At 71.1% G+C, this 23,479-nt stretch carries 20 protein-coding genes and 1 pseudogene; 17 read left to right on the top strand and 4 right to left on the bottom strand.

Annotated features, from left to right (window positions below; all coding sequences use genetic code 11):
• Positions 1-51 precede the first annotated feature (51 nt).
• On the bottom strand, positions 52-654 hold the full coding sequence (locus tag ACIOMQ_RS21315) for a hypothetical protein (RefSeq protein WP_402189833.1): 603 nt from the start codon (positions 652-654) through the stop codon (positions 52-54).
• Entirely contained in the window at positions 558-1,829 is a 1,272-nt protein-coding gene (locus tag ACIOMQ_RS21310; RefSeq protein ID WP_402189830.1) for a sulfatase-like hydrolase/transferase, read from the bottom strand. Before ACIOMQ_RS21310 ends, ACIOMQ_RS21315 begins: the two co-directional genes overlap by 97 nt.
• Before the next feature lie 50 nt (positions 1,830-1,879).
• On the opposite strand from ACIOMQ_RS21310, the gene ACIOMQ_RS21305 reads away from it, so the two are divergent.
• From ACIOMQ_RS21305 to ACIOMQ_RS21285, 5 genes and pseudogenes are all read left to right on the top strand, one after another.
• Positions 1,880-2,680 carry a formylglycine-generating enzyme family protein gene (locus tag ACIOMQ_RS21305; protein ID WP_401941063.1) on the top strand — a complete coding sequence of 267 codons (801 nt, stop codon included), beginning with the start codon at positions 1,880-1,882 and terminating at the stop codon, positions 2,678-2,680.
• Between the two features lie 79 nt (positions 2,681-2,759).
• Entirely contained in the window at positions 2,760-3,326 is a 567-nt protein-coding gene (locus ACIOMQ_RS21300; RefSeq protein ID WP_402189827.1) for a PadR family transcriptional regulator, read from the top strand.
• A gap of 123 nt (positions 3,327-3,449) precedes the next feature.
• Positions 3,450-4,028 carry a sulfatase-like hydrolase/transferase gene (locus ACIOMQ_RS21295; protein WP_402189825.1) on the top strand — a complete coding sequence of 193 codons (579 nt, stop codon included), beginning with the start codon at positions 3,450-3,452 and terminating at the stop codon, positions 4,026-4,028.
• A 9-nt stretch (positions 4,029-4,037) separates the two neighbouring features.
• Positions 4,038-5,387 (top strand): MFS transporter, encoded by a 1,350-nt coding sequence (locus tag ACIOMQ_RS21290; protein WP_402189822.1) that lies wholly within the window; start codon positions 4,038-4,040, stop codon positions 5,385-5,387.
• A 32-nt stretch (positions 5,388-5,419) separates the two neighbouring features.
• Positions 5,420-7,883: pseudogene (locus tag ACIOMQ_RS21285) on the top strand (beta-glucosidase H).
• 149 nt (positions 7,884-8,032) lie between these two features.
• Here the strand turns inward: ACIOMQ_RS21285 and ACIOMQ_RS21280 are convergent.
• Entirely contained in the window at positions 8,033-9,187 is a 1,155-nt protein-coding gene (locus tag ACIOMQ_RS21280; protein ID WP_362206984.1) for a PP2C family protein-serine/threonine phosphatase, read from the bottom strand.
• Between the two features lie 489 nt (positions 9,188-9,676).
• Here ACIOMQ_RS21280 and ACIOMQ_RS21275 point away from each other — a divergent pair, with 489 nt between their 5' ends.
• The 12 genes from ACIOMQ_RS21275 (at position 9,677) to ACIOMQ_RS21220 (ending at position 21,360) form a co-directional block, all read left to right on the top strand.
• Positions 9,677-10,417: a DUF1684 domain-containing protein gene (locus ACIOMQ_RS21275; protein WP_402189820.1), complete on the top strand. Its 741-nt coding sequence runs from the start codon at positions 9,677-9,679 to the stop codon at positions 10,415-10,417.
• Positions 10,418-10,464: 47 nt separating this feature from the next.
• Positions 10,465-11,982 (top strand): ABC transporter substrate-binding protein, encoded by a 1,518-nt coding sequence (locus ACIOMQ_RS21270; RefSeq protein ID WP_402189818.1) that lies wholly within the window; start codon positions 10,465-10,467, stop codon positions 11,980-11,982.
• Complete coding sequence (locus ACIOMQ_RS21265; RefSeq protein ID WP_362206987.1) at positions 11,982-12,947, top strand: ABC transporter permease; 966 nt, start codon at positions 11,982-11,984, stop codon at positions 12,945-12,947. The genes ACIOMQ_RS21270 and ACIOMQ_RS21265 overlap by 1 nt, the downstream gene beginning before the upstream one ends.
• Positions 12,944-13,780 carry an ABC transporter permease gene (locus ACIOMQ_RS21260; protein WP_401941082.1) on the top strand — a complete coding sequence of 279 codons (837 nt, stop codon included), beginning with the start codon at positions 12,944-12,946 and terminating at the stop codon, positions 13,778-13,780. The genes ACIOMQ_RS21265 and ACIOMQ_RS21260 overlap by 4 nt, the downstream gene beginning before the upstream one ends.
• Positions 13,777-14,577: an ABC transporter ATP-binding protein gene (locus ACIOMQ_RS21255; protein WP_362206989.1), complete on the top strand. Its 801-nt coding sequence runs from the start codon at positions 13,777-13,779 to the stop codon at positions 14,575-14,577. Before ACIOMQ_RS21260 ends, ACIOMQ_RS21255 begins: the two co-directional genes overlap by 4 nt.
• The gene (locus ACIOMQ_RS21250) at positions 14,574-15,338 is read left to right on the top strand and encodes an ABC transporter ATP-binding protein (RefSeq protein WP_362206990.1); all 765 of its coding nucleotides are present in this window, start codon (positions 14,574-14,576) and stop codon (positions 15,336-15,338) included. Before ACIOMQ_RS21255 ends, ACIOMQ_RS21250 begins: the two co-directional genes overlap by 4 nt.
• An 804-nt stretch (positions 15,339-16,142) precedes the next feature.
• Positions 16,143-16,604 carry an archease gene (locus ACIOMQ_RS21245; RefSeq protein ID WP_401264955.1) on the top strand — a complete coding sequence of 154 codons (462 nt, stop codon included), beginning with the start codon at positions 16,143-16,145 and terminating at the stop codon, positions 16,602-16,604.
• A 22-nt stretch (positions 16,605-16,626) separates the two neighbouring features.
• Positions 16,627-17,610: a CapA family protein gene (locus ACIOMQ_RS21240; protein ID WP_362206992.1), complete on the top strand. Its 984-nt coding sequence runs from the start codon at positions 16,627-16,629 to the stop codon at positions 17,608-17,610.
• Between the two features lie 5 nt (positions 17,611-17,615).
• Positions 17,616-19,043, top strand: coding sequence for an RtcB family protein (locus tag ACIOMQ_RS21235; RefSeq protein ID WP_362206993.1), 1,428 nt, complete (start codon positions 17,616-17,618; stop codon positions 19,041-19,043).
• 334 nt (positions 19,044-19,377) lie between these two features.
• Positions 19,378-19,800, top strand: coding sequence for a hypothetical protein (locus ACIOMQ_RS21230; protein ID WP_389793401.1), 423 nt, complete (start codon positions 19,378-19,380; stop codon positions 19,798-19,800).
• 11 nt (positions 19,801-19,811) lie between these two features.
• On the top strand, positions 19,812-20,426 hold the full coding sequence (locus ACIOMQ_RS21225; RefSeq protein ID WP_362206995.1) for a cell wall protein: 615 nt from the start codon (positions 19,812-19,814) through the stop codon (positions 20,424-20,426).
• 31 nt (positions 20,427-20,457) lie between these two features.
• Positions 20,458-21,360, top strand: a complete 903-nt coding sequence (locus tag ACIOMQ_RS21220; RefSeq protein ID WP_362206996.1) for a MauE/DoxX family redox-associated membrane protein — start codon at positions 20,458-20,460, stop codon at positions 21,358-21,360.
• Positions 21,361-21,543: 183 nt separating this feature from the next.
• On the opposite strand, the gene ACIOMQ_RS21215 is transcribed toward ACIOMQ_RS21220, so the two are convergent.
• Positions 21,544-23,058: a DUF4157 domain-containing protein gene (locus ACIOMQ_RS21215; RefSeq protein ID WP_402189814.1), complete on the bottom strand. Its 1,515-nt coding sequence runs from the start codon at positions 23,056-23,058 to the stop codon at positions 21,544-21,546.
• Positions 23,059-23,479: the final 421 nt, after the last annotated feature.

The following is a 23,479-nucleotide window of genomic DNA, read 5'->3' as shown; positions in this document are numbered from 1 at the left end:
AACCACCCCAGGTGGCCCTCCGCAGACTCCTTCCTCGCAGGTCCGGCAGGGTTACGCGTCCACGGCGGCGAGTTCGGCGGCGATGGCCTGGAGCAGGTCGCGGGGGATGAGGCCCACTGCGAACGCGGCGATCTGGAGCAGCGACAACTCCGCGGCCATGTGCGCGAACGGGCCGTCCAGGAGCGCCGCGAAGTGCGTACGCAGGATGCGCTCGCCCTCGGTGTGTGCGAGCAGGTCGCGCAGCGGGACGTGGACGCTGAGAGGGCCGGTGGGGAAGTCCTCCGGACGGGGCGGGGGAGCGGTGGACGCCTCGGCCCGGGGGCTCTGCGTCCGGGCGAGCAGATGCGCCTCGGTGACCGGGTCGGACTCGGGCAGGCCCAGACGGACGTACTGCTCCCGCGGGGCGTCCGACGCCCTCAGCAGGTCGGTGAGCAGCGTCGCCATGCGCAGCTCCAACTCGTCGTCGATGAGGGGGTGTTGCTGCTCCGGGTCGGTTTCCAGGTCGTAGAGCAGGGTTCCGAAGGCGTACGGGTTGGACATGGCGTGGCCCGGCACTCTCACCAGCGGCACCTCCTTGGTGAAGGGGAACGGCGGCACCAGCTCGGCGTTCTTGAGCTCGGCGGGAGTGAAGCGGCCGCGCATGTGGGTGGGCATGAGGGTGTGCTCGTACAAGGGACGGTTGGTCTGCTCCGCGCCGGCGCGCATGTATACGTAGCGGCCGTCGGTGACGCTGACGTGGCCGCCGAAGGCACCGAACAGGCCCGCCTCGCGTACCGGGGTGTCATCGGCGACGGTCTGGCGCAGGGAGCGGCCCTGCATGTCGGGGGCGGGGGCGAGGCCGAAGTGGTCCAGGAGCGTCGGCGCCAGGTCGATGGTCTGCACGAGGGACGCGCGGCGCTCACCCCGGACCCGGCTGCGCGGATCCCAGAGGAACAGGGGGGGGTGTGGATGGTCTCGTCGTACCAGGGCTGGACGTTCTTCCCCCACCAGCCGTGCTCGCCGAGCAGCAGCCCGTGGTCGGTACAGACGATCAGCAGCGTGTCGTCCCACAGGGCCAGTGTGTCCATGGTGTCCAGCACCCGGCCGAGCGAGGCGTCGCACATGGACAGCAGGGCCGCGTACCCGCGTCGGGCATGGTCGATCTGTTCGCCGCTCAAGCTGACCTTTTTGTAGTCGGGCCAGTCGAAGTGCGGGCCGTCGTAGGCGTGTGCGTAGTGCTGCTTGTGGCGGGCGTAGCTGAAGAAGGGCTCGTGCGGATCGAATGTCTCGATCTGCAGGAACCAGTCGTCCTCGGCGTGGTTGGTGTGCAGGAACTCCAGGCCCGCGTCGAAGGTACGGGTCTGCGGGTGGTCGGCCTCGTCCGTGAGGTACTGGCGGTTGATCCAGTCCTGCCGCCATGGCTCGCCGCGGCGCACGCGGATGGCCTCGGGGACATCGGGGTCGGCGACGTGGCCCTTCCAGGTGTCGCCCTCTTGGCCGCGGAAGAACTCGAAGGTGCGGTAGCGGTTGTGGTAGGTGGCGCCGCCGTCCTCCCAGTAGTGCTGGTGGTCCGTCACCAGGTGTGTGTGGACGCCGTTTTCGCGGAGGATCTGGGGCATCGAGTCGTCGAAGGGTTCGAGCGGGCCCCAGCTGCGGTGCAGGAAGTTGTGGCGGCCGGTGTGCAGCTCACGACGGGCCGGCATGCACGGCATGGAGCCCGCATAGCAGGTGTCGAACATGGCCGTGCGCTCGGCGAGGCGCGTGAAGTTCGGCGCGTGGATGCCTTCCGCCCCGTACGGCGGAAGGAAGCGCCGGTTGAGCGTGTCGAACATGACCATGATCGCCTTCATACGGCTCTTCCCTGTCACATCTCTGGGGGCCTATGTTCATACGAACATAGGTGGGGACCGTCGAGGGCTTCGCCGGGGACGGCGAGGGGCCGGTGCGGGCGGTGCGGCTCGACCCGTTCCGCATCGACGCGTGCGCGGTGACCAACGAGCAGTACGCGGCTTTCGTCGTCGCCACGGGGTACTGCACCGACGCCGAGCGCATCGGCTGGTCGTACGTGTTCGCCGCCTTCCTGCCGGCGGCCCTGCGGCGCGGGGCGCCCCGGCCGGAGCGCACCCCCTGGTGGTGCGGAGTGCGGGGCGCCGCCTGGGACCGGCCCGAAGGGCCCGGCAGTGCGCTGGAGGGGCGCGGTGACCACCCTGTCGTCCATGTGTCCTGGAACGACGCCGCCGCGTACGCCGCGTGGGCGGGCAAGCGGCTGCCGACCGAGGCCGAGTGGGAGTACGCGGCCCGCGGGGGACTTGAGCAGCGGCGCTGCCCCTGGGGCGACGAGCTCGACCCCGACGGCAGCCACCGCTGCAATATCTGGCGCGGCACCTTCCCCGCGAAGAACACCGCCGCCGACGGGTATCGCGGCACGGCCCCCGTCGACGCCTTCGAGCCCAACGGCTTCGGCCTGTACAACACCTCCGGCAACGTCTGGGAGTGGTGCGCCGACTGGTGGACCACCGATCACGGATCCGCCCGGCCGCTGGTCGGCCCCCGGGGTCCGCGGCGGGGTGCGGACAAGGTGATCCGCGGTGGATCGCACATGTGCCACGTCTCGTACTGCAATCGCTACCGCGTCGCGGCCCGGACCGCCAACAGTCCGGACAGCTCCAGCGGCCACGCCGGATTTCGCTGCGCGATCTGACCGCTGCGCGGCCCTGACAGCGTCTGAACCCCGGGTGAAGCTGAGCCGAGCTAGATACCCAAGAACATATGAGGACCGGATGCAGCTCGACTACGTAATCCTCGGTGCGCTGGCCCTGCGGCGCCTGTCCGGCTACGACCTGCGCCGCTGGATGGACGGGCCGGGCCGGTACATCGGCTACGGCGTCAAGCTGCCGCAGATCTACCGCAGGCTCGGCACCCTGGTGGAGCGCGGCTGGGTGGACTTCGACATCGACCCGCGTGAAGGGCGGCCCGACGCCAAGGTCTACCGGCTCACCGAAGAGGGCCGGGAGGCGCTCCTCGCGTGGGCGCGTTCCCCGTACGAGCCGTCGCCGCGCCCGATGGACCCCGAGTTCAAACTGCGCTTCCTCTTCGCCGGGCAGCTCGACCCCGAGATCGCCCTGGACGTCGTACGCACGGAGCTGGCCTACCGGCTCAAGCACGACGCGCTCAGTGCCGTTCTGCCCGCGCCCACCCCGTACGAGCCGCAGATCGACGGTCTCGACGCGAACTGGGCCCGCGAGGTGCACACCATGGCCCACGAGCACGGCTACGCGTTCGCCGCCTCCTACATCGCCTGGCTCCAGCTGACCGAGGCCCGCCTGGAAGCCCGGCTCGGCCGCTGATCCCCGCCGCCCTCCTGGAAAGCCTCCCCTCCTCCACTCCTCCATACCGCTTCCGCAGCGCGTGGCGAGCCGCACCGCCATGTTGCGGTCGCCCCTTGCCCGATCCCCTTCCGGGAGCCGCACATGCGCATCATCTACGTCGACGTGGACACCCTCCGCGCCGACCACACCACCCCGTACGGATACCACCGTCCCACCACCCCCAACCTGCAGAAGCTCGCCGACAAGTCCGTCGTCTTCGACCGCTACTACTGCTCCGACTCGCCGTGCCTGCCGTCCCGTACCGCTCTGACGAGCGGTCGGTTCGGCATCACCAACGGTGTGATCGGGCACTTCGGTCCGGCCGCCCGGATGCGGTCTCGTCTCGCCGAATGGTGGCACGAGTACGCGGGCCGGCCCGGCGCCCTGCCCGACCCCATGCAGGCCACCCTGCAGACCGGGCCGACGTATTACAACGACCCCGTCCGCTACGCCGCACATCTGCGCGCCACCGGCCGCGCGCATCTCGCGGACGACCTGGAGCAGCGCCTCGCGACCCTGAACATCCCCGTGTCCTGGCGCGCCCCCGACCGGCCGCGCACCGCTGAGCTCCTCGAACGCTGGATCCATCTGCTGCAGACCCGTGACCAGCGCACCCTCTCCGGGCAGGACGGCCCACCCGCATCGCCCCCGCATGTCCCAGCACCGGCAAGGGAGCCGTGATGCCGACCGATGCCGTACCGTCCGCATCGGCGCAGTCCGCCGCGCCGCCGACGAAGGCACCACCGCCCAAAGCCCCGGGCCATGGCGGCAACTATCCCTGCTCGGCGGGTTGTTGAGCGTCGACAACAGCGAGTCCAGTGTGCTGTCAGTTCTCTTTCCGGCGCTGCGTGCCGCTCTCGGTCTTCCCTCGCCGCGCTCGGCCGGCTGGTCGCCGTGAGCAAGCTGGTCACCGTGGTCGCCGGGCCCGTATGGGTCGCCCTGGCCCGCAGATGGCCGCGCAAGAACGTCCTCGCCGTCTGTTGCGGTTTCTGGGGCGTGTGGACCGCGGCCATGGGTCTCGCCCAGAACTTCGTTCAACTCCTCGTCCTGGCCACCGTCGCCGCGGCCGGGATCGCGGGCGGCGGCCCGCTCGCCAACGGCCTGGTGGCCGACCTCTTCGACGATGCCGGCCGCGGCCGAGCGGTCGGCGTGCTCTACGGCATCGCCGCGCTCGGCCTGGGCATGGCGGGACCGGTGCTCGGCCTTCTCGCGGACGTGCAGAACGGCTGGCGGTACGGTTTCTTCGCCTCCGGCGCCGTCCAGGTGGTCTTCGGCGTGCTGATCCTCGCCTTCCTGCACGACCCCGGCGTCGGCGCCACGTACTACGGAATGGTCTCCCGCCTGGACGACCAACTCGGCAGGGTCTCCCGGGCAGTCGAGCAGGCCGGTGCCGCGGCCCGCACCGTCACCCTCTTCTTCGCCGACCACGGTGAATACCTCGGCGACCACGGGGTGATCGAGAAGTGGCCGTCCGCGATGCACGACTGCATCACCCGCGACCCGCTGATCATCAGCGCTCCCGGGCTCGGCGAGGGCGGCCGGGAATGCGACGCGATGGTGGAGATGGTCGACGTCCTGCCCACCGTGCTCGATCTCGCGGGCGTGCCCGCGCCCCATCGCCACTTCGGCCGCAGCCTTCTGCCGTTGCTGCGCGATCCGGCGGCGCCCCACCGCGAACTCGCTTTCACCGAGGGCGGGTTCACTGTGGAGGAGGAGCCGCAGATGGAGCACGCCGCATTCCCGTACGACCTGAAGTCGGCGCTCCAGCACGAAGATCCGACCTTGGCGGGCAGGGCCGTCGCCGTCCGGGACCGGGAGTGGACGTACGTGTGGCGGCTGTATGAGCAGCCCGAGCCGTACCACCGCGCCGAGGGCCCGCACGAGTGCACCAACCTCGCGGGCCGTCCCGAATACGCCGAGGTGGAGCGGCGCCTGCACGACGCCGTGCTGCGCCGGCTGGTGGAGACCTCCGGCGTCGTCCCGGCCGACCCCGATCCGCGCCGGCCCGACGTGGACCTGCCCGCCCCGGCGCATTCCTGAGTGAGCCCCGCACCCGAGCAAGGGAACCAACGATGCATCACCCCGACCGCGCCGTCGTCGTCGAGGCCGCCCTGGCCCGCCTCGACCTGGACACCAAGACGCGCCTGCTCGCAGGCCAGGACCTGTGGTCCCTGCCCGCCGTCCCGGAGATCGGCCTGGAGTCCGTGACGCTGTCGGACGGGCCCGTCGGTGTCCGGGGGCCTGAGTTCAATCCGGACGATCCGGCCCTCGCCCTGCCCAGCCCCACCGCCCTCGCCGCCACCTGGAGCCCGGACCTGGCCCGCACGGCGGGCCGTGCCCTCGCCCAGGAGGCCCACCGCAAGGGCGTCCACGTCCTGCTCGCCCCCACCGTCAACCTGCACCGGAGCCCACTGGGCGGTCGCCACTTCGAGTGCTACTCGGAGGACCCGCTGCTGACGGCCCGCATCGGTGCGGGTTACGTCACGGGGCTCCAGGAGAGCGGGGTTGCCGCCACGGTCAAGCACTTCGTCGCCAACGACGCCGAGACCGAGCGCTTCACCGTGGACAACCAGGCCGGCGCGCGCGCCCTGCGCGAGCTGTATCTCGCCCCGTTCGAGGAAATCATCGCCACCGCCCGGCCCTGGGCGCTGATGTCCGCGTACCACTCCGTCAACGGGTCCACCATGACGGAGCATCGGGCACTCCAGGCCGGTGTGTTGTGCGAGGAGTGGGGCTTCGACGGCGTCGTCGTCTCGGACTGGCTGGCCGCCCGCGACACCGTACGGGCCATCGGGGGCGGCCTCGACATCGCCATGCCGGGTCCGTCCACCGTGTTCGGACCGGCGCTCGCCGCCGCCGTGCGCGACGGACACGTACCGGAGTCCGCGGTGGACACCGCCGTACGGCGCGTCCTGCTGCTCGCCGCGCGCCTCGGCCTGCTGGAGGGCGCCCTGCCGGTGGTGGCGGAAGACGACCGCCCCGTGCCCGTGGACGGGGAGGCCGTGGCCCGCGAGATCGCCACCCGGTCCATCGTGATGCTGGAGAACCGCGACCGGACCCTGCCCCTGAGCGCGTCCGGCACGCGCCGGATCGCGCTCATCGGCCGCGCCGCCCGCGACGCCCGCATCCTCGGCGGCGGCTCCGCCACGGTCTTCCCCGCACACGTCGTCTCCCCGCTGGACGGGCTGCGTGCCGCGCTCCCCGCCGGCATACGGCTCGACCACGCCCTGGGAGCCGACCCGGACAACGAACTGTCCGTCGCGGCACAAGGGTTCACGCTCCGAGCTGTACTGCGGGACGAGCGCGGCACCGTTCTCGCCGATGCCCCTCTCCCCATCGGCCACCTGCGCTGGACGGCCGACGCGCTGCCCGGCGGTGTCGACTTCGAGGCCCTGCACTCGGTCGAGATCACCGGTACCTTCACACCGCACGACAGCGGCACGCACCACTTCGGCACCCGCGGCATCGGCGACTTCCGGCTCACCGTGGACGGCAGCGTCGTGTACGAAGGCGTGGACGACCCGGACACCGCGGACCCGATGGACGCGGTGCTCGTCGGCCGCTGCCTGCCGCGTGGTTCCGCGGACCTGGAAGCGGGCCGCCCGGTCACGGTCAGCCTCCTCGACCACACCCCCAAGGGCGCCATCGGCCCGCTGCGCGGCGTCGCTTTCGGCCTCGCCCACCGGGCGCCGGAACGCGACGGCGATCGACTGATCGAGGAGGCAGCCGCCGCGGCGGCCCGCCGCCGACGTCGCGGTCGTCGTGGTCGCCACCACCGAGCGCGTCGAGAGCGAGGGCTTCGACCGCGCCGGCCTGCGGTTGCCGGGGCGCCAGGACGAACTCGTCGCCCGCGTCGCCACCGCCAACCCGCGTACCGTCGTGGTCGTCAACTCCGGTGCCCCGGTGGAAATGCCGTGGCGTGAGGACGTTGCCGCGGTGCTGCTGAGCTGGTTCCCGGGGCAGGAGGGCGGCGCGGCCCTGGCCGATGTGGTCCTCGGCCATGCGGAGCCGGGTGGCCGCCTGCCCACCACCTGGCCCGCCCGCCTCGCCGACGCCCCCGTCACCCGGGTCACCCCTGCCGGCGGGGTCCTGCGCTACGACGAGGGCGTGTCCATCGGCTACCGCGCCTGGCAGCGTCACGACGTCGCCCCCGCCTACCCCTTCGGCCACGGACTCGGCTACACCGACTGGTCGTACGAACACATCGAGGTCACGGACACGGACACGGTCCGCATCCGGCTGCGCAACACCGGCGACCGTCCGGGCCGGGAAGTGGTCCAGCTCTACGCGGCCGCCGCCGGGCCCGACGCCGTGGAGCGGCCGGAGCGGTGGCTCGCGGGATTCGCCACCGTCACCGCGGGGCCGGGCGAGACCGTGACGACCGAGATCCGGCTTCCCGAGCCGGTCTTCAGGATCTGGGACGAGGGCGCGGACGGCTGGACTGCGGTCCCGGGCACGTACCGGGTCCTGGCCGGCCGCAGTGCCACCGACATCCGGCTCTCGGCCGCCGTCGACGTACGCGCCGAAGACGCATGAGACTCCGGCGACTTCCATGAACGGCAGGCCACCGTCACGCAGTCCGCCCCTGGGAGCGGCCGGTGGCGGCGCGGGCGCCGGCCGGGCCTGGAGCCGGCCTGCCCCGCCCGTATGCCGGCCGCTCCCAGGGGCCGACTACGGGACAACCCTCAGTCGGGCAGGTGGTAGACGGCGAGAGCCGCGGTGTCGTCGTGGAGGCGGTTGTTGCTGTAGGCGAGGAGGTCGCGGTGGAGGCGGTCGAGGAGTTCCCGGGGCGGGAGGAGACCCCAGGAGAGGACACGCTGGGGGAGGGGGTAGAAGGCCCCCGCGGGGTCGCGTGCTTCGGTGACGCCGTCGGTGTAGAGCAGCAACTGGTCGCCCGGGCGGAAGGGGTACTCGTCGATCCGGTAGTTCTCGGTGAGGAGCATGCCGAGGTTGAGCGGCGGTGCGGGGTCGGCCGTCTCCAGCTCGGTGACGCCGTCGGAGCGGATGAGCAGGGGCGGGGGGTGGCCGCAGTTGACGATGCGGACCACGTGGCGGCGGGGGATCTCCGCGAAGACGGCCGTGACGAAGCGTTCGCCCGTGTCGCTTCCGGCAAGGCGGGCGGACCTGCGGTTCATGCTGGTCTCCACCCGGCGGACAACGTCGGCGAGGTCGGGTTCGTCGTGGGCGGCCTCACGAAAGGCACCGAGCAGGGTGGCGGCCGTCTCCACGGCGAGGAGGCCCTTTCCGCGGACGTCGCCGATGACGAGCCGGAGTCCGTACGTGGTGGGGACGGCCTCGTACAGGTCGCCACCGATGCGTGCTTCCGCGGCGGCGGACAGGTACAGGGTTTCCACCTGGATGGGGCCGATGCGGCGAGGGACCGGGCTGAGCAGGACATGCTGCGCGATCTCGGCCACGAAACGCACGGTGGCGAGGGTGCGCTCCCGGCGCACGCGGTGGGCAGCCAGGATCGTTCCGAGAACGCCGACCAGGGCGGTGCACAGGTAGGCGGCCACGTAGTGGCGCTCCCACACGTAGCTCACCGTGCGGCCCGCGCAGCACGGGGTGCCGGCCAGGACCCCTTCGAAGACGATCGCGAACACGGTGATGGCAGCGACGGCAGCGGGGCCGTGGGCGAAGGCCGCGATCACCGGGAGGGCGATGAGCAGGAAGCTTACGGGCCACTGCACGGGCGTGACGGGTTCGAGCACCAGGATGCCCGCGATGTAGAAGGCGGGCAGCCAGCGCATCCACGCGGGCGCGGCGGGCACCTGCGGGCCCCCGTTGCCAGGCTGCGCCGTCCAGTCGCCCGCCGCCCCGGCCCGGCCCGGCCACCTCACTGCTCCCTCCGGCGCGGAGCGGGCGCGGACGCCGCCCCGCCGGAGCACGGAGCCACCGCGTGGCCCGTACGCGGACGGCGCCCCCGGCAGGTCCACTCACACAACCTGTACACGCGGAACTCCTGACGCAAGACGTGGTCAAAACGACCATCTTGCTGCGCCGCACGGCTTCGGGCCGGTCATTGCTCCAGCCCATGGCATGTCAGGACCGGTACGGCAGGCGGGCAACGGCGGCGTCCCGTCGGAGCGGATCCGGTCCGGGGATTCGCCCTCATGCCCAGCCTGTGCGCCGACCACCACGTGCGCCGGTGTGAGCACCGGGCGGTCCGTTGCTCACGCCGGGACCCCGGTGGCTGCGGCTCCGGCTCGGTCGCACTATTCAGCCCAATTTGACATTAGCTCGCCTTATGGAAGATAAAGAAGGTCCTTTGGGCTAAAGATCACGCAACGTAACGTTCGAGGCGTGGCGGCCCACGCATGTCTACGTGAATGAGTAATGCCGTGTCCCACGCCGCCGTAGTACCCGACCAGCCGACCGATCCCGCCGGGGACTGGGAGGCATGGCGCGCCGAGCGGCGGCGCTCCGTCACCTCTGCCACCGGGAATCTCGCCCTCGTCGAGACCCGCTGGGCTCCCGCGGGTGAGCGCCCCGACCTCGATGCGGCCCGAGCCGGACAGCCGGATTCTGTGATCGTCACCACAGTCGAGCGCACCGATTCCGTCACCGGCGAGCCCGAGTACGGTCTTCGATTCTGGGACGCCCGGTCCCCCGCGATCCAGAACTTCGATCGCACCGACGTCTTCCCGTACGACTCGGCCTGGGTGCTGGAGGCCTCGTACACCACGGTGCCGGGCGCCAGGCGGGTCGGATTCGAGCACATCCGGGACAACGGCGGCACCCGGGACCTCGTCGTGCCGGGAGACATCCAGCTCACCCTGGACGGCCGGGACTACACGCTGAGCGCCTTCGACGACGACGGCACCCTGCTGCTCGTCTTCGGCGACCCCACCAACGGCGACATCACCTACGGCGCGGGGCGCTTCCTCTTCGTCACCCGCACCGGCGAGGGCCGCGTCCTGCTCGACTTCAACCGTGCCTTCGTGCCCCCCTGCGGCTTCTCCGACCAGTACAACTGTCCGATGCCGCCGCGGCAGAACCGTTTCCACCTGCCCGTAGAGGCCGGAGAGAAGCGGCCCGTCTTCCGCGACGGCTACGCCGCACAGCACTGATCGCCCCCGCACCCCTTCGCCTCGCAGCACGAAAGCGCGTACTCCTCATGAGCATCAAGAAGACTTCCCTGTACGGCGGAGCCACCGCCGCCGCCCTCGCCCTGACCCTGACGGCTTGCGGCGGGGGCTCCCACGCGGGCGGTGCTGTCGGAGGGGCGCACGACAAGAACGCCACGGTCAACATCGGATCGCTCTACGAGCCGCAGAATCTCGACAACACCGCGGGCGGTGGTCAGGGCGTCACCGAGGCGCTCAACGGCAATGTGTACGAAGGGCTGTTCAAGCTCACCGACGACGGCAAGGTCGAGAAGCTGCTCGCCCAGGACTACAAGGTCAGCGGCGACGGACTCACGTACACCTTCACCCTGCGCGACGGCGTGAAGTTCCACAGCGGCAAGAAGCTCACCAGCCAGGACGTCAAGTACAGCCTGGAGAAGGTGATCGCGAAGGACTCGCAGTCCGCGCGCAAGAGCAATCTCGAGGTCGTCAAGTCCGTCGAGACCCCTGACGCGCGCACGGTGCAGGTCCAGCTGTCGAAGAAGTCGATCTCCTTCGTCTACAACCTCTCCTACGTCTGGATCATCAACTCCCAGGCGCAGGGCCTCAAGACGACCGAGGACGGCACCGGCCCGTACAAGCTGAACAAGTGGACCCGCGGCTCCGCTCTCAGCCTCGACCGGTTCGCCGGCTACTGGGGCGACGCGGCCGCCAACAAGCAGGTCGTCTTCCATTACTACAAGGACGCCACCGCGCTGAACAACGCGCTGCTGACCAACGCGGTCGACGTCGTCACGAGCGAGCAGTCGCCCGATGCTCTCGACCAGTTCAAGAGCAACCAGAACTACAAGGTCAACGACGGCAACTCGACGACCAAGCTGCTGCTCGCCTTCAACGACAAGGCCAAGCCCTTCACGGACGTCAAGGTCCGCCAGGCCGTGTCCGCCGCCATCGACGACAAGAAGCTGCTGGAGTCCGTCTGGGGCGGCTACGGCAAGCCGATCGGCTCCATGGTGCCGCCCACCGACCCGTGGTACGAGGACCTGACCAAGGTCAACGGTTACGACACCGCGCGCGCCAAGAAGCTCCTTGCCGAGGCCGGATACGAGAACGGTTTCAGCTTCACCCTCGACACCCCGAACTACGACCCGCACCCGACCGCCGCGACGTTCATCAAGTCGCAGCTCGCCAAGGTCGGCATCACCGTCAAGATCAACACGATCACGCCGGACGAGTGGTACACGAAGGTCTACAAGAACCACGACTTCACGGCCACCCTCCAGGAACACGTCAACGACCGCGACCTGGTCTGGTACGGCAACCCCGACTTCTACTGGGGCTACGACAACAAGCAGGTCACCCAGTGGGTCGAGGAGGCCGAGCAGGCGTCCAGCACCGCTGAGCAGACCGAACTCCTGAAGAAGGTCAACCGCAAGACCGCCGAGGACGCGGCCAGCGACTGGCTGTACCTGTACCCGCAGATCGTCGTGGCCAACAGCAAGCTGTCCGGCTACCCGGTCAACGGCCTCAACTCCCAGTTCTTCGCCTACGACATCAAGAAGGGCTGATGGCCCGGTATCTTCTGCGCCGTCTGGCCTTCCTGCTGGTTTCGCTGGCGCTCGCGAGCGTGGTCCTGTTCGTGCTGCTGCGCATGCTGCCGGGCGACCCCGCCAACGCGCTCACCTCCGTGGGCGCCAGCCCCGAGCAGATCGCGGCCGCGCGGCACTCCATAGGCTCCGACAAGCCGCTGCCCGAGCAGTTCTTCCACTGGATCGGGCAGTTGGCCAGCGGTGACCTCGGTACGTCGTTCGTCAGCTCGCTGCCGGTCGGCCCGGAGATCGGCTCCCGGCTGAACGTCACCGTTCCGCTCACGCTGGCCGCCTTCGTCCTCGCGGTGCTCATCGCCGTTCCGGTCGGCTTCGTGGCCGCACACCGACGCCGGACCTGGTACGGCGCACTGCTCAACGGAGTGTCCCAACTGGGCATCGCCGTCCCCGTGTTCTGGCTCGGAATGATCCTCATCGCCGTCTTCGCCCTGAACGCCGGCTGGCTTCCCGCGGGCGGCTTCCCGCAGGACGGCTGGTCACAGCCGGCCGAGGCGGTCCGCTCACTCGCCCTGCCCGTGATCACCATCGCGCTCGTGATGAGCGCCTCGCTGATCCGCTACGTCAGGTCGGCCGCACTCGACGTGCTGGGCAGCGACTATCTGCGCACCGCCCGGGCCATGGGCTCGTCGTTCGGACAGGCCATGTGGCGGCACGGGCTGCGCAACGCCTCGGTCCCGGTGATCTCGATCCTCGGCATCGAGCTGGCGTCCACGCTGCTGGGCGCGGTGGTCGTGGAGTCCGTGTATGCGCTCCCGGGCCTCGGCTCCCTGCTCGCGACCGGCATCGCGCAGCACGACTATCCAGTGATCCAGGGTGTGCTGTTCGTCTCCACGCTCGCGGTGCTCGTCATCGGCTTCGCGGCCGACTTCGCACAGCGGATCATCGATCCGCGGCTGCGCGGCAGGCTCTCGGGAGGCGTCCGATGAAGCAGATGAAGCAGTCGACGAAGCGCTCGTACACATTGACCGTCGGATGCGTCCTGGCCGGCCTGATCGCCGTGCTTGCGGTGGTCTCGCTTTTCTGGCTCCCGTACGCCGCCGACGACACGTCCGGCGGACGGCTCACGGGCCCCGGTGCGGGCCATCTGCTCGGCACCGACAAGCTCGGCCGCGATCTGTTCACCCAGCTGATGACCGGCTCCCGTATCGCCTTCGAAGCGGGCCTGGGATCGGTCCTCATCGCCGCCGCCCTCGGCGGCACGCTGGGAGTGCTGGCCGCGTTCGCGCAGGGCTGGCTCGACGACACGCTCTCGGCGTTCCTCGACATCCTGATCGCCTTCCCGACGCTGCTGCTGGCGATGCTCATCGTCGCCGCCCGCTCGGCCACACTGGGCTCCGCCGTGCTGGCGATCGGCCTCGCGCAGAGCGCGGTCGTGGCACGGCTGGTACGGGTCCTGGTCAAGCGGGTCCTGGCGCAGGACTACATCACGGCCGCGCGCACATCGGGCACGTCGTGGCCGCGGATCGTGGCCGGGCACGTGCTGCCCAACATCTGGCCCACGCTCCTGGTCAACCTGGCCCTCCAGTTCGGGCTCGCGGTACTGGCCGAGGCCGGCCTGTCCTACCTGGGTCTGGGAGCGCCGCCGCCCAACGCCTCGTGGGGCCGCATGCTCCAGGAGGCGCAGGCCACCTTCACCACGGCCCCGGCGGGCGCGCTGGCCCCGGGCATCCTTCTCGTCCTGCTCGTCATCGGCGTGAACCTCATCGCCGACGGACTGCGCGACACCCTCGACCCCGCGGCCCGGCGGAGGCGCGCATGAACATCCTCGACGTACGTGACCTCACGATCCGTACGGCTGACGGGCACATCCTCGTCGACGGCCTCTCGCTGACCATGGCCCCCGGCGAACGCCTCGGCCTCATCGGAGAGTCGGGCTCCGGGAAATCGCTGACCACCCTCGCCGTGCTCGGCCTGCTCCCCGACGGCATGACGGCCACCGGCAGCGCCGAGCTCGCCGGCACCCAGATCGTGGGCGCCAGTGAGAAACAGCTCGCGGGTCTACGCGGCCGGGACGCCGCCATCGTCTTCCAGGAGCCACTCACCGCACTCGACCCCCTGATGCGCGTCGGCCGGCAGATCGCCGAACCGCTGAGCAGAAGGCGAGGGCTGAAGGGCGCCGAACTGAGGCGGTCGGTCGGAGAAGCGCTGGAGCAGGTGCGGCTGCCCGAACCCGAGCGCATCGCCCGCGCCTTCCCGCACGAGATCTCCGGCGGACAGCGCCAACGCATCGCACTCGCCATGGCACTGGCCTGCGACCCGAAGCTGCTCATCGCGGACGAGCCGACCACCGCCCTCGACGTCACCGTGCAGTCCGACATGCTCGACCTGCTCGACACCCTCGTACGGGAACGGGACATGGCCGTCCTCTTCGTCAGCCACGACCTCGCGGTCGTCTCGAAGGTCGCCGATCGCGTCCTGGTCATGAAGGACGGCCGCGCCGTCGAGGAGGGCGACGTTCGCGAGATCGTGCGGACCCCGCGTGAGGAGTACACCAAGGCGCTGGTGGCAAGCGCGCGGCAGCTGGAATCAGCTCTGGACCTGAGGAGCGCGCGATGACGCCCGTACTGGAGCTGAACGGGGCCTCCTTCAGCTACCGAGGACACGCCGCGCCCGTCGTCGAGGACATCTCCCTCGCCGTCGAGACGGGGCAGAGCCTCGCCCTTGTCGGCGAATCGGGTGCGGGCAAGACCACCCTGCTGCGACTGCTGCTGGGACTCGCCCGGCCGACCTCCGGCACCGTCCGGTTCGACGGCGAGGAGCTGAAACCGCGCGACAGCAAGCAGACGCGGCGTTTCCGGCGCAGCGTGCAGTGCGTCTTCCAGGACCCGTACTCGTCGCTGGACCCGCGTCAGCGCGTCGGCAGCATCGTGTCCGAACCCCTGCGTTCCCTGGGTATCGACAGCCGGGTCACCGCCGTACCCAAGGTGGCCGACGCCCTGCAGCGGGTCGGACTCCCGGCCGACGCGGCGGAGCGCTATCCACACGAATTCTCCGGCGGCCAGCGCCAGCGCATCGCGATTGCCCGCGCGACCGTGTGCGACCCGCGAGTGCTGCTCGCCGACGAGCCCGTCAGCGCTCTCGACGTCACGACTCGCGTCAAAGTCGTGGAACTGCTCAACGAGTTGAAGCAGGAGCAGGGCCTGACCCTCGTCATGGTCTCCCACGACCTGTCGGTGGTCGCCTCGCTGTGCGAACGCACTGCCGTCCTCGAGAACGGCCGCATTGTCGAACAGGGCGAAACCGCACAGGTGCTGGGCTCTCCCGCGCACCCGTACACGCGTCGCCTGGTCGAAAGCGTGCCCCGGCTGCCTGCTTGACCGGTGGGTGCGTGCCTGCCGGTGCCGGTGCCGGTGCCGGTGCCGGTGCCGGTGCCGGTGACGGGGGCGAGGCCGAAGCGGAGGCCGTCGTCGGCGCTGCGGGGAGTCTTGGTGCCTCCCGAGGCGAGAGCGGGTCCAGACCCGCCGCGGCGGCGGCGTGGGCCGGCTTCGCGCTCCGCAGGCTTCCCTCGGTCCCGTTCCGGCGTGGAGCACGGACGAGCCGAGAGGTCGAGCAGAGGGCGCGCCTGCGCAGGGACGTCCTCGTGGCCGGCGGCCAACCGGAGAAGCTCGCCCGGCCGGGCGGGAGCCGTGCTTCCCGAGACCGTACGCCGAGGCGCATCACACCGTGATCACGAGCCGGGCCGGCCAGGGCGCCGGCGTGCGGTGGCCCCACCGTGCGCGCCTGCGCCCGGATGGCATCGTTGTCGAGCCGGCAGACGGCACCTGGGACGACCCCCGAGACCGCGTCGCCGTCACGGAGCAGAGCGACGGCCAGGGATACGCCGACGATCGCATCGCCGACCGTCCTCGCTGCCCCGACCCCGGCGGCGTGCTCCGCCTCCCCACGGGTCCTTCCTTCCGTCCGGTTTCCGAGCCGTGCATCGCGGCCGGTCTCTCCGAGCCGCGTCGCCATTGCGGCGCGGAGTGCGCCTGCGCGTGGCAGGGGCAGCGCCGGCGGGTGGCCGCGCCTCGTGGAGGTTGCCCCGGGGCGGCGTACGGGACGACCCTGGAAGAGGCATGGCCTGCTGCCCGGGAAAGCGGGCCTCGGGCTGTGCGAACGGAGACGACGGAGAGGCACCGGCCGTGGACGGTCGGAAACCTGCGGGGAAGCAGCCTGGCGCGAGTGGTCACCGGGCTGTGCCGCACACCGCGGACATGCAGGTGGAGGCATGGTCGCCGACGGCCGCGGGCTGCATCGGCGAGGCTGTGCGCGGGGTGGTGGAGGGTTTCGCCGACACGTCCGGGGCCGCAGTCGTCGGGGACCGCGCATACACGACCACGGCGGAATCCGATGAGGATCTGCTGGTGTCCGTCCTGGAGGAGGTCGTCTACCGGATGGATGCCGACGACGAGATCCCGCTCGATGTGGAGGTGGAGGCGATCCGGCCGACGGGGGACGGCCGGGGCCTGTCGGTCCGCTTCCGCATGGCCGACGCCGGCACCGCCGTCGCGGTCGGTGCGGTACCGAAGGCCGTTTCACTGCACGGCCTGCACCTGCGGTACGGCCCCGGCGGCTGGACCTGCCGGGTGACCCTCGACGTCTGAGGGGGCAGGGAAGGGGCAGATCATGGCGCTCACAGTGGCACTGGCGGGCGACACCATGCTCGGGCGCAACGTCGCCGAGGAACTGCGCCGCTCGCCAGTGCCGGGGACACTGGTCTCCACGGGGGTCAGGAAGGCGCTCACGGAGGCGGACCTGTTCCTGCTCAATCTGGAGTGCTGTGTCTCCGACCGCGGGCACCGCCGGCCCGACCCGCGAAAGGCCTTCTTCTTCCGCGCGCCCTCCGCCGCCGCGAAGGTGCTGGCCGAGCTGGGGGTGGACTGTGCGACGCTCGCCAACAACCACGCCCTGGACTACGGATTCGACGCCATGGCCGACACCCGCACCCTGCTGGCCGGGGCGGGCGTCCACACGGTCGGCGCCGGGGCGAACGTGCACGCGGCCCGGGAGTTCGCGGTGCTGGAGGCCGGCGGTGTCCGGCTTGCGGTGGTGGGGGTCACGGACCATCCGGAGGAATATGCGGCCGGGGCGGACCGTCCCGGTGTGGCCTGGGCGGATCTCCACGCAGGGGTGCCCGGCTGGCTGACGGAGTCGGTGGGCCGGGCTGCCGCGGCCGCGGATGTCGTGCTGGTCACCCCGCACTGGGGCCCCAACATGACCTCCCGGCCGCCGCACCACGTCTCGGCCGCGGCCCCGGAGCTGCTGGCGGCGGGAGCGACGCTGGTCGCCGGGCACTCCGCCCACGTCTTCCACGGGATCGCCGACCGGATCCTCTACGACCTGGGTGACTTCGTCGACGACTACGCCGTCGACCCGGTCCTGCGCAACGACCTCGGGCTCCTCTTCCTGGTGACCCTGGACGGCCCGGATGCCGCGCACCTGGTTCCCGCCCGGGTGAGGGCGGTGCCACTGGCCCTGGACTACTGCCACACCCGTCTGGCGAGCGGCGAGGACCGGGAGTGGATCCGCGACCGGCTCACCACCGCCTGCGCCGAGTTCGGCACCGTCGTCGCCGACCGGGCGGGATGGCTGACGGTCGACTGGAGGTGAAGGACGTGGAGATCGCACTGCTGGAGAGCAGCCCGTACCGCTTCCGGATCGAGCAGCGGGAGCCGATGCGTGTCCCCGGGGTCGTGTTCGCCTCGCGGGCGCTGCTGCCGCAGGCGTCGGGGGACAAGGCGCTGGACCAGGTGGCGAACGTGGCGACGCTGCCCGGCATCGTCCGCGCCTCCTTCGCCATGCCCGACATCCACTGGGGTTACGGCTTCCCGATCGGCGGGGTGGCCGCCACCGACATCGGCCACGGCGGGGTCGTCTCGCCCGGCGGTGTCGGTTTCGACATCTCCTGCGGCGTACGGTTGCTGGCCGCCGGCATCGACCGCGAGGCGCTCGGCCACGACCGGACGCGGCGGCTCATGGACATCCTCGACAGCACCATCCCGCGCGGTATGGGCCGTGGCGGCCTGTGGAAGCTGTCGGGGGCCCGGGAGATGGACGAGCTGCTGGTCGGCGGCGCTCGGTACGCGGTCGAACACGGCCACGGTGTGCCGCGCGATCTCACCCGCTGCGAGGACTACGGCGTCCTGGACGGCGCGGCCCCGGGGCAGGTGAGTGCACGCGCCGTCGAGCGCGGCCTCCACCAGGTGGGAAGCCTCGGCTCGGGCAACCATTTCCTGGAGCTCCAGGCGGTGGACCAGGTCTACGACCCGGCCACCGCGGCGGCCTTCGGGCTGCGGGCGGGCCAGGTGTGCGTCATGATCCACTGCGGCTCGCGCGGTCTGGGGCACCAGGTGTGCACCGACCATGTCCGCGTGATGGACCAGGAGCTGCACCGGCACGGCATCCAGGTCCCGGACCGGCAGCTGGCCTGTACGCCGGTCGACTCGCCGCGGGGCCGCGCCTACCTCGGGGCGATGGCCGCGGCCGCCAATTACGGCCGGGCCAACCGCCAGCTGCTGTCCGAAGCCGCCCGCCACGCCTTCGCGACCGCTGCGGGAGCCGGTCTGGAGCTGGTCTACGACATCTCCCACAACACCGCCAAGATCGAGACCCACGAAGTGGACGGTGTGGCACGTCCCCTGTGCGTCCACCGCAAGGGCGCGACGCGTGCGCTGCCGCCCGGGGACCCGAGCCTGCCGGAGGACCTCGTCCGGGCGGGCCAGCCGGTACTGGTCCCCGGGACCATGGGCACCGCCTCGTACGTGATGGTCGGCCTGCCCGGCAACGACGCCTTCCACTCCGCCTGCCACGGCGCCGGCCGGGTCTGGAGCCGGCACCAGGCGCTGCGGATGGTCCGTGGGGAGCGGCTTCGCGGCGAGCTGGAGGCCCGGGGCATCGCCGTACGGCCCTCCTCGTGGCGCGGCCTCGCGGAGGAGGCACCGCAGGCGTACAAGGACGTCGACGCGGTCGTCGCCGTCACCGAGGGCGCCGGACTCGCCCGGCCGGTCGCCCGCCTGGTGCCGCTGGGCGTAGTCAAGGGATGAGCCCGGTACGAAGCGGGATGGGCCACGGATCAGCGCAGTTTCTCCGGAGGGCCTCGTCCGTGCGTCCGGTGTTCGCGACGAGCGGCCGGGGCCAGGAAGTCGAGCGCGGGCGTGCCGCGCGGGCAGCTTCGCCCCCATCGGTCGACGCGGAGCGAGGCGCTCGACCGTGCGGAACGCGGCCGTCTGTACAACCGGCTTGTCTACGCGCATCATTGAGCTGCTTCGCTCGGACAAGCTTCCTCGGCCGGATCGCGAACATCCTCCTTCATGTATCGGGCCGACGATTGAGTCCTTATTTGTCATGCACTCGTCAAATCCCGAGGAGGGCAACACGATGGCTTGCGGATCAACCAGCCTGTGGGCCGGCGAAACCAGCTGGTTCTGCTGTGGCAACGCCTGGGGGCCGTGCTCCAGTGCCGGCGGCGGCGCCTGCGGCACCTGCCAGTCCAGCGCACACCACGGCGCGTGGCCCAACGCCTCACAGGCGTGCTGGGACATCACCCGGCCCGACCTCTGCGGCGAGAACATACCCAGGCGCGGCTGCGGCGCGGTGATGAACGTCAAGCACCAGTGCTCGGGCGCGACGGTGTGCATCACGATCACCGACTGCGGCCCGCGCACCAAGGACTGGTGCGGCGAGGCGACTTGCTGCAACGGCACCTGCCGCACCAACCGCGTCCTCGACCTGACCCCGGCCGCCTTCTCGGCGATCGGCAATTTGAGCTCGGGCAAGCTGCCGGTCTACATCTACGAGTGAGGAGCGCCGACATGACCGTACGACACGACCGGGCCGACGGGATGCGCCGCCGGCGCTTCCTCACCAACGCCGCCCTCGGCGGCGCGACCATCATCGGCGCGACCGCGCTCGGCGGCCTCGACGCCGAGGCCGCATTCGCCGCGGAACCCTCGCTCGACCCCGCGATAGCCAAGTCCGCCTTTGTGGAGGGCCGCATCACGGGCATCACCGGCAGCATCCTGGAGGTGGCCGGATCCAACGGCGGCCACTCCCGGGTGCAGATGACCAACGTCACCAGCGTGTGGAAGGTGCGCGCCACCACGGCCGAAGTGATCGACGTCGGCGACGGGCTCTACGCACGCGGCGTCAAGATGCCCGACGGCACCGTGGCCGCCGACGCGGTCTGGGTGAACATCGTGAATCTGCAGACGCAGATCCGCGGCATCGCGAAGAACCGACTGCATCTCGCCCATGGGCAGCACGAACTGGTCGGCCACATCGCCCCGGACGCCAGCGCCTCCTACGCCGGCCGCGCACTGACGTCCGACCTGTCCCGGCTGCGCATCGGGCAGAGCGCCCAGGTGCTCGGTGCCTGGCGGCCGTCCGACAACTCCGTGGACGTCGTCCGCATCTCCGTCGGGCACTGATGCAGACCCAAGGACACAGAGAGAGGAAGAGATGCTGTCACTGACAACGAGCCTCGCCCCGCTGGTCCTCGCAGGCCTGCTCGGGTGGACCGGAGCGGTCAAGGCGTTCGGCCGGGGCACCGCACAGCAGGCGCCGAAGACGGCGCTGGCCCGCATGCTGCGCAGCAGTGAGCGGGCCACGACGGTGCTGCGCGCGACCGGTGCAGGTGAACTCCTGATCGCCGCAGGGCTGCTGGCGGTCCCGGCGAACCCGGTGCCGGGGGCCGCCGCCGCGGCCCTGGGGACGGGCTTCCTCGGCTACCTCGGCTACGGCCGGACCGTGGCACCGGAGTCCTCCTGCGGCTGCTCGGCCAGTGACGACACCCCCATCACCTGGCGGGCGTTCGCACGGGCGGCGCTCGTGGTCGTCGGCGGGGCCACGGCGGCGGTGGCACAGGGCACCTGGTGGTCGGCGCTCTCCGAGCGGTCTGCCGGTGCCCTTGTCTTCCTGGCCGGGGCGGCGGCGGTTCTGGTCGCCCTCTCGGCCGACCTCGACCGGTGGTGGCTGCTGCCGCTGCGCCGGACGAGGCTGCGCGTCTTCGGTCACCCGCTTCTCGGTACCGCCGGGCGGAACCAGGTGCCGGTCGCAGCGAGCGTCGAACTCCTGGAGAACTCCCTCGCCTGGCAGGCCGCCGCACCCGTGGTCCGGTCCGCCCTGCTGGATCACTGGGAGGACGGCGGCTGGCGCATTCTCCAGTACTCGGGTGTGTACGGGGACCGGGAGAACGCACGCCCGGTCGCGGTGGTGTTCGCACTCGACGCCACAGCCGGGCGCGACACCGGTGACGACCCGATCGTCCGTGTCAGTTACGTCGACGCGGAGAGCGGGGAGACGGTGGCCACGGACGAACTCAACGCGGTGCCGTCGCGAAGGGGCCTGCCGATGGCGGGCTGACGCCACGGACGGACACCTCGGCCCGGTCCGGACGCCCGGCCACCTCGCGGTGGCACGGGCGTCCTGCCCCCGCGGATCCCGATCGCCGAGCGCGCAGCGGCGTTCAGCTGCGAGGACATCGGGGCGACGGGCAGTGCGTTGCCCGGCACAGGTGGATGTGCAGGGCCCGGATCGGGACAGCCCTTAGTGGCGGGAGACCGTGACTTCCAGCCTGATCGTCTCCTCCGCATACCCGTTGCAGCCGTTCTGCAGAGCGGCCTGCACCTCGCGCCACGAGGCACAGGGGACGATGCCGGTCACCTCCGTCTCGCAGACCCTCACCTGCCGGGAGTTCTTGTCGCGCGCCAGCCGCACACCCATGTGGTGGGTCGGCGTCTCGATCCGCGCGTAGTACTGCTTGCTGCCCTTGTCCTGGTTGAATTGCGCAGCGGCAATGATGTGGGAGGTCAGCCTCTCCCCGGCCTCTTCCACCTTGCAGGTGATCGTCTCCAGCTCGCCGGACTCCCACCCGTCGTAGCTCTTCGGCGCGACCGTCGAATCGCCGAGGAGGTCCGTCACGTCCGCGTATCCAGCCTCGGGTTCGAGCTCGCGCATCACGTTCCAGGCCGTGCTGATGGCGATGACGACCTGCTTGACCTCCTCGCCCACATCCCCGACGCGGCCCCGGCGCAGCAGGGTCCCGAGCTGTTCGAGGTCCTTCGCAACAGGCTCGTCCCGCCTTCCCTCGGGCTCCCAGGCGACCAGCGCCTCCCACAACGCCTCCAGCCAGACCGGCTCGTGCTGATGGATCGTCACCCAGCCGCCGCAGAGCCCATCCACCTTGAGCCGCCCGAGCCACTTCTCCATGGTGGCGGCCGCAGCACCGCTCACCCGGCCCGCGTAGAGCAGCTGGCATATGTAGCCCATCCGCTCCTGGACCTTCTCCTGGTCGAGACTGACCGGGCCGCTCCGGGCCGGGGTGTCCGCTGCTCCGCCGCCGGGCTTCCAACGGTCCTTCTCCTGCTGCCTGGATTTCTTGTCGTCGACCCGCTGGACCGGGGCGGCGGTGGTACCGCTGCCGGCCGGCGCCGCCGTGAGCGGGGAGGCACCGGCATCCCGCGCCGGTGCCCTCATCGCCTCGGTGGCTACCGCCTCGGCCTCGCGCTCGAACCGGTCGGACGGATCGCTGATGGCCAGGCCCTCGCCGTTCTCGGTCCCGGCCACCGGACCCCGGCGCTGCTGGATCACGTGGGTGAGTTCATGGGCCAGGGTGTGCTTGTCGGCGCCGCCATCGCCGATGACGACATCGTTCCCCGAGGTGTAGGCACGGGCGCCGATCGCGGCCGCGGAGCGCTGAGCGGCGGCCCCGGTGTGCAGACGTACGTCGGAGAAATCCTCGCCGAGCCTGCTCTCCATCTCCGCCCGCAGCCGGCCGTCGATGGGCCGGCCCGAACGCGACAGTACGTCGTGGACGGCGGAGCGCGGTACCGGCGCCGGAGTTTCGGCACGCCCGGCGGCCGGGGCCGCCTGGTCGCCGCAGCCGGCGTCGTGCTGATGCTGCGTGAAGGGGTGGCCGGACCGTTGGAGCATACGCAGCACGACCTCGTTGCCGACGGCGCTCTGGAGCGGGAGGAGTCCCCGCTGGGGCTGAGCAGTGGGTGCGACGGCGCGGGGGACCGCCTTCTCGTCCGAGGTTCTGCCGAAGTCGGTTGCGCGCATGAGCGGGCCTTTCCTTGGGTGGAGCCGACTTCCCCTGCCTACCGCGCCGTCGGGGCCTCCTGGTAGGGAGGCGAAGGCACTGTTGATTGTCCCTTCAGGGCACCGGATGTTCCTTCGCATCGAAGGCTGAGCGCTGATGGTGCGAGGTCGGCACGCAGAGGCCGGCCACGTACGCGTTCTGCGCGGGCCGGGCGCGGTGTCCGCCCGGCGGACCTCTCACGCGCCCGCCTCCGGGCCGGCAGCCCCGCCCTGGTCGCGGCGGCGGCCACGTTCCCGGTCGCTTTGACCATCGCATTGCCCGCCGCCTCCGCGCCGGTGCGGGTGGAGCGCCGCGGCCGCCATGTCACGCCCTGGGCACTGCCGCCGATGGCTGGGCCGGCCGGGCTGCGGGGTACCTGCTCCGTGCCGCCGTCCTCATCGT

Origin of the sequence: Streptomyces sp. NPDC087845 (assembly GCF_044742755.1) — a bacterium.
In the GTDB taxonomy this organism is placed as follows: Bacteria; Actinomycetota; Actinomycetes; order Streptomycetales; family Streptomycetaceae; genus Streptomyces.
The sequence above is the reverse complement of the archived record's forward strand: the minus strand, read 5'-3'. Positions and strand labels throughout refer to the sequence as shown.